This is a genomic window from Streptomyces anandii JCM 4720, assembly GCF_014650655.1.
In the GTDB taxonomy this organism is placed as follows: Bacteria; Actinomycetota; Actinomycetes; order Streptomycetales; family Streptomycetaceae; genus Streptomyces; species Streptomyces anandii.
The window spans coordinates 137,812-143,886 of the sequence record NZ_BMVJ01000012.1; the positions used below are offsets into that span (position 1 = coordinate 137,812).

Consider the following 6,075-nt stretch of genomic DNA (forward strand, 5'->3'; position numbering starts at 1 on the left):
ACCCCCGGCTCCCAACTGGCGGCCGCGCTCTTCCCGGTCGGCGGCCGGGCCACCGGCGAGGACCGCACGGTCGTCGACGTCACCTTCCACGGCGAGAGCACCACCCAGCCCGTCGTCTCCCAGCTGGCCCGCACCTACAACATCGACATATCGATCCTCGGAGCCGCCATCGACACCGTCGGCGGCCTCCAGATCGGCCGCATGCGCATCGAACTGCCGGGCCGCTACGAGGAGAACGTCGTGCCCATCGGCTTCCTGCGCGAACAGGGCCTGCGGATCGACGTCGTGAGCCAGGAGAACCTGCTGGTGAAGGAAGGTGCCAAGTGAGCTGGTCCGAGATGCGGCCGCTGCTGTCCCAGGCGTGTTGGGACACCCTCTACATGGTCGGCTGGTCCACCCTGATCGCCGTGGCCGGCGGACTCCCGCTCGGCATCCTGCTGGTCCTCACCGACCGGGGCGGCCTGCTGCAGAACCTGCTCGCCAACAAGGTCCTCGGGCAGATCGTGAACATCGCCCGCTCGATGCCGTTCATCATCCTCATGGTCGCCCTGATGACCTTCACCCGCTGGGTCACCGGCACCACCATCGGCCGCGAGGCCGCCATCGTGCCGCTGGCCATCGGCGCCATCCCCTTCTTCGCGCGCCTGGTGGAGACCGCCGTGCGCGAGGTGGACGGCGGACTCGTCGAGGCCGTGCAGGCGATGGGGGGCAACACCTGGACCATCGTGCGCAAGGTCCTCGTGCCCGAGTCGCTGCCCTCGCTGATCTCCAGCACCACCACCACGGTCGTCGCGCTCATCGGCTACACCGCGATGGCCGGCACGGTCGGCGCCGGCGGACTCGGTGACATCGCCATCCGCTACGGCTACCAGCGCTTCGAGACCCAGCTGATGTGGATCACCGTGGCGATCCTCGCCGTGGTCATCTCCCTCATCCAGTTCGCCGGCGACCTCGCGGCCCGCTCCCTGCACCGGCGCGGCGGCCGCTCCGGCCCAGCCCCCAGGCTGCGCCTGCTGAAGGCGAAGCGACCCGCGCCGGCCGACGTGAGCCGGGCCGCCTGAGTCCGGCCGTCCCCGGCCTCCCCCGCACCCCGCGGCCCCCGTCGCCCCTGACCGGCATCACCCCAAGACCCCCCGTCCACCCACGACGGGTCGCACCACCGAGGAAAGGCACTTTTCGTGCGTAACACCGCCAAGATCACCACCGCTGTCCTGGCCGCCGGAGCCCTCACCTTCGGGCTCTCCGCCTGCGGCTCCGGCTCCTCCGGCAGCGGCAAGGCCGACGCCGACGCCACGCTGACGGTCGCCGCCACCCCCACCCCCCAGGGCGAGATCCTCACCTACGTGAAGGACAACCTGGCCAAGAAGGCCGGACTCAAGCTGGAGGTCAAGGAGTTCACCGACTACGTGACCCCCAACACCGCCGTCCAGCAGGGCCAGGTCGACGCCAACTACTTCCAGCACAAGCCGTACCTCGACGACTTCAACAAGAAGAACGGCACCGACATCGTCCCCGTGCCCGGCGGCACCGTGCACCTGGAGCCGCTCGGCGTCTACTCCCGCGGCGTCAAGAAGCTCGCGGACCTCAAGCAGGGCGCCTCCGTCGCGCTGCCCAACGACACCACCAACGAGGCCCGCGCCCTCAAGCTGCTCGAGGCGAACGGCGTCATCAAGCTGAAGTCCGGCGCCGGATACGACGCGACCCCCAAGGACGTCACCTCCAACCCCAAGAACCTGAAGTTCAAGGAGCTGGAGGCGGCCCAGCTCCCGCGCTCCCTCGGTGACGTCGACGCCGCGGTGATCAACGGCAACTACGCCCTGGAGGCCAAGCTCAGCCCCGCCAAGGACGCCATCGCCGCCGAGGCCGCGAAGGACAACCCTTACGCCAACTTCCTCGCCGTGAAGAAGGGCAACGAGAACGACCCGCGCGTGAAGAAGCTCGCCAAGCTGCTCACCTCGCCCGAGGTCAAGAAGTTCATCGAGGACAAGTACGACGGCGCGGTCGTCCCGGCGTTCTGATCCGCCCGCCGCGGCCGCGTTCCGGCACGCACGGGGTCCGCACCGCCACTCGGTGTGGACCCCGTGGTGCGGTTCAGTGCTCTCATGCTGCATGCTGGGCAGTTCAGCCAGGCACCGAAGGTTCACCGAAGGTTACGGAGCGGCGCATGACGAGCACCTTCCCCAACGTCTCCATCAGCACGGAGCGGTTGGTCCTGCGCCCCCTGGAGGAGTCGGACATCGAGGCCTTCGCCGAGATGATGAACGACGAGCTGGTCACCGCCTGGACCTCCGTGCCCCAGCCCTACACCGAGGCCCACGCCCGCGACTGGATCACCGAACTCGCCCCCGCCGAACGCGCCGAGGGCCGCGGCATCGTCTTCGCCGTCGACGAGTTCCTCACCCAGCGCCTGGTCGGCACCGTCCACCTGCGCAGGACCGACTGGCGGGTGCGCTCCACCGAGATGGCCTACGTCATCGCCCCCTGGGCCCGCGGCGAGGGCTACGCCAGCGAGGCCGCCCTCGCCACCGCCCACTGGGTCTTCGACGACCGGAGGTTCGAGCGCCTGGAGCTGCGCACCGCCGCCGACAACACCGCCTCCCAGCAGGTCGCCCAGAAGATCGGCTGCATCAGCGAGGGAGTCCTGCGCGGCGCCTGGATAGCCCGCAGCAGAAACGAGCGCGGCGAGTGGGCCGACGTACGCACCGACCTCATCGTCTGGAGCCTGCTCCCCGAGGACCTGGAAGACCTGGAGGACATGGGCGAGCAGCGCTCCGGCGCCGGCGGCTTCACCTCGTACGCCGACTGGAACTGAAGGAATCCCGGGCGACGCGACCGGGCCGGGCGCATTGACCTCCCGCCGGACCGGGTACCCTCACGGGGCCCGCGCGGGCCGTCCAGGACGACCTGCGAGAACGCTCCCGCTCAACCCCCTGGAGACTGACGACGATGGCCGACCGGGTCACGGTGATCGGCTGGGACGGCTCGCCGCTGACCGACGCGGCGCGCGGCGCGCTCGGCGCCGCCACCCTCGTGGCCGGTGCCGCCCACCACCTGGCGCTGCCCGGGGTGCCCCCGGCAGCCGAGCGCATCCGCCTCGGCAGCGTCGCCCTCGCCGCCCGCCGGATCGCCGCCCACCGCGGCACCGCAGTGGTCTTCGCCGACGGCGACCCCGCCTTCTTCGGAGTCGTACGGACCCTGCGCGCACCCGAGTTCGGCCTCGAGGTCGAGGTCGTCCCCGCCGTCTCCTCCGTCGCCGCCGCCTTCGCCCGCGCCGGAATGCCCTGGGACGACGCCCAAGTGGTCGTCGCACACAAGCGCACCCTGCGACGCGCGGTGAATGTATGCCGAGCCCACACCAAGGTGGCCGTACTGACCGCCCCCGGTGCCGGGCCCGCCGAACTCGGCCTGCTGCTGGAGGGCGTGCACCGCACCTTCGTCATCTGTGAGGAACTCGGCACCGAGCGCGAACAGGTCACCGTCGTCACCTCCGACAAGGCCGCCGACCACAGCTGGCGCGACCCCAACGTCGTCATCGTCATCGGCGGCCCGGCCGGCGCGGGCGAGGGCGGCGGCTGGATCGCGGGCCGCGACCCGGCCGCCGGGCCGCGCGGCTGGACCCAGCCCGCCCAGGCCTACGGCGGCGCCCTCGGCGAGGGAGAAACGGATCTGCTGCGCGCCGCCCAACTCGCCCGTCTCGGACCGCGCGTCGGAGACCTCGTGTGGGACATCGGCTGTGGCAGCGGCGCCTTCGCCACCGAGGCCGCCCGCGGCGGCGCCGCCGTCATCGCCGTCGACCGCGACCGGGAGGCCTGCGCCCGCACCGAGTCGGCCGCCCGCCACTTCGGCGTCCAGCTCCAAGTGGTGCACGGCAGCGCCCCGCACATCCTGGAGAACCTGCCCGAACCGGACGTCGTCCGGATCGGCGGCGGGGGAGCGGCCGTGGTCTCCGCGGTCGCCGACCGCCGCCCCCAGCGCATCGTCGCCCACGCCGCCACCCGGGACGCCGCCGAACTCGTCGGCCGCGACCTCACCGAGCACGGATACCAGGTCGAGTGCGCCCTGCTGCAGTCCGTCGAACTCGACACCCGGGCCTGGACGGAGACCGAGCGGAGCGTCGCGTTCCTGCTCAGCGGGGTCCTTCCCGACCGCGCCCCGTGATCGGATCGTCGTACCGCGCGCGATAGGGTGGCCGATCGTCATACCGCTTCGGGTGATCCGGAACTTCGTTCGTCAATATCCGGAAAACCCACCCGTTTTGGGACGGGTGTGGTACGGCAGAACCGTCAGGACGCGCAACGTGGCGCAGTCCACAGCGGACCGTGGCGGATCACGCTGTCGCGGTGGCGCGACGACCGGGACAATGCCACTCAATGGCTTTGTCGCCTTTTACGGGCGGTCGTTCGTGCCGCTGGGCGCGGACGCTCGTTCTTCACAGCGGGGCGGTCGGTGCGCCGTTCCGGGTGAGCTGGATGCAGAAGCACTAAACCGATGGGCGAGGGGTACGCATGACCGACACCGGCCAGGTCCCGGGCGAGGGACTGCCGGAGAGCGCAGGCATGGTGGAGCAGCCGGGCGTCCCCCCGCACGGCGCGTACACCTACCTCTCCGAGTCTCCCGCCGAGGACGAAGACCTGCTGCTGCCGGGCTCCCAGGGCGCGTGGGGCAACGAAGTGCCCCCGCCCGCCCCGGAGCCGGTCGTCGAGGCCGTCCACCAGCAGGGAGCGCACGAGGCGTCCGGACGTGACAGCGGCTCCGTCGACCTCGGCGGCGTTCTGCACCACGACCCCGCGCACACGCCGCCGCCCGGACCCGGCGCCCCGGTGCCCCCGCGCCGGCCGCTGCACCTCGGCCCGCCGATCCCCGACGCCTCCGCCAGCCCGGTCCGCTCCCTCGCCGACCGCGGCCCCGCGGGCGCGCCGGTCAGGCAGCCCGGACCGCCCACGGCCGGCCCCGAGTACCTCGACGTCCCGCAGCGCGAGATGGCGCCCCAGGGCGCCGCGCCGTGGGGCGCGCAGGCTGCGGCGCCCGCGCCGCAGGCTCCCGTGGTGGCCCAGGTGAGCGCGGAGGCCGCGGCCGCGGAAACGGTTGTTCCGGGTGCCGAGGCCGGTGACGCGGCCCAGGCCGCCATGGCGCGGCTCGCGGCCCAGGCCGGCGCGGCGGCTCCGGCTGCCCACCCCCTTCCCGGGGGGCAGGCGCCCGGGAGCGGGGAGGCCGTCGCCCCGCAGGCGGGCGATCCCGCCGCGGACGCGGCCGGGGCGCCACAGACGCCGGACGCCGTGGGTACGGTCGGGACGGTCGGCCCCGAGGGTACGCAGGCGGCCGCGGTCCAGGTCACGGAGACCGGGGAGGCTCCGGAAGCCGTTGGAGTCCTGGGGGCCGATGGAGTGCCGGAGTCCGGTGGAGTACCGGCGGCCGTACAAGCCCCGGAAGCGGGACCCGCCCCCGGCGCCGAGCAGGCTGCCGGGTCGGGGCAGGTCGATGGGGCCGGCCGGGTCGGCGGCGCCGAGGAGGCCGGTGACGCTGAGCAGGCTGCTGGGGTGCAGCAGCTCGCCGGGGCTCAGCAGGTCGGCGGGGCTGTGGAGGTGCCGCAGGACGTGGCGGCCGATGCTTTGCACGCGGCGGAGGCTCAGGTTGCCGCTGAGGGCCTTCAGGTCGCCGGGGCCGAGCAGGTCAGCGGTGCCGAGCAGGCTGCTGGGGTGCAGCAGGTTGCCGAGGCCGAGCAGGTCGGCGGGGCTGTGGAGGCGCCGCACGGCGCGGCGGCCGATGCTTTGCACGCGGCGGAGGCTCAGGTTGCCGCTGAGGGCCTTCAGGTCGCCGGGGCCGAGCAAGTGAGCGGTGCCGAGCAGGTCGCCGGGGCCCAGCAGGTCGTCGAAGCTCAGCAGGCCGACGGGGCTGTGGAGGCGCCGCAGGACGCGGCGGCCGAGACCCTGCACGCGGCGGAGGCTCAGGTTGCCGCTGAGGGCCTTCAGGTCGCCGGGGCCGAGCAGGTCAGCGGTGTCGAGCAGGTCGCCGGGGCCCAGCAGGTCGTCGAAGCTCAGCAGGCCGACGGGGCTGTGGAGGCGCCGCAGGACGCGG

Annotated in this window: 5 protein-coding genes and 1 pseudogene; all 6 read left to right on the forward strand. The window is 72.9% G+C overall.

Annotated elements, in window-relative coordinates:
* Positions 1-327, forward strand: a 327-nt coding sequence (locus IE249_RS38125) for an NIL domain-containing protein (protein ID WP_229859009.1), incomplete at its 5' end; no start/stop codon positions are given.
* Positions 324-1,061: a methionine ABC transporter permease gene (locus IE249_RS22215; RefSeq protein WP_189707157.1), complete on the forward strand. Its 738-nt coding sequence runs from the start codon at positions 324-326 to the stop codon at positions 1,059-1,061. The genes IE249_RS38125 and IE249_RS22215, both read left to right, overlap by 4 nt.
* Before the next feature lie 117 nt (positions 1,062-1,178).
* Positions 1,179-2,018, forward strand: coding sequence for a MetQ/NlpA family ABC transporter substrate-binding protein (locus IE249_RS22220; protein WP_189707159.1), 840 nt, complete (start codon positions 1,179-1,181; stop codon positions 2,016-2,018).
* A gap of 146 nt (positions 2,019-2,164) precedes the next feature.
* The gene (locus IE249_RS22225) at positions 2,165-2,812 is read left to right on the forward strand and encodes a GNAT family N-acetyltransferase (RefSeq protein WP_189707161.1); all 648 of its coding nucleotides are present in this window, start codon (positions 2,165-2,167) and stop codon (positions 2,810-2,812) included.
* Positions 2,813-2,946: 134 nt separating this feature from the next.
* Entirely contained in the window at positions 2,947-4,158 is a 1,212-nt protein-coding gene (cbiE, locus tag IE249_RS22230; protein WP_189707162.1) for a precorrin-6y C5,15-methyltransferase (decarboxylating) subunit CbiE, read from the forward strand.
* Positions 4,159-4,505: 347 nt separating this feature from the next.
* Positions 4,506-6,075: pseudogene (locus IE249_RS22235) on the forward strand (nicotinate-nucleotide--dimethylbenzimidazole phosphoribosyltransferase); the annotation flags it as partial.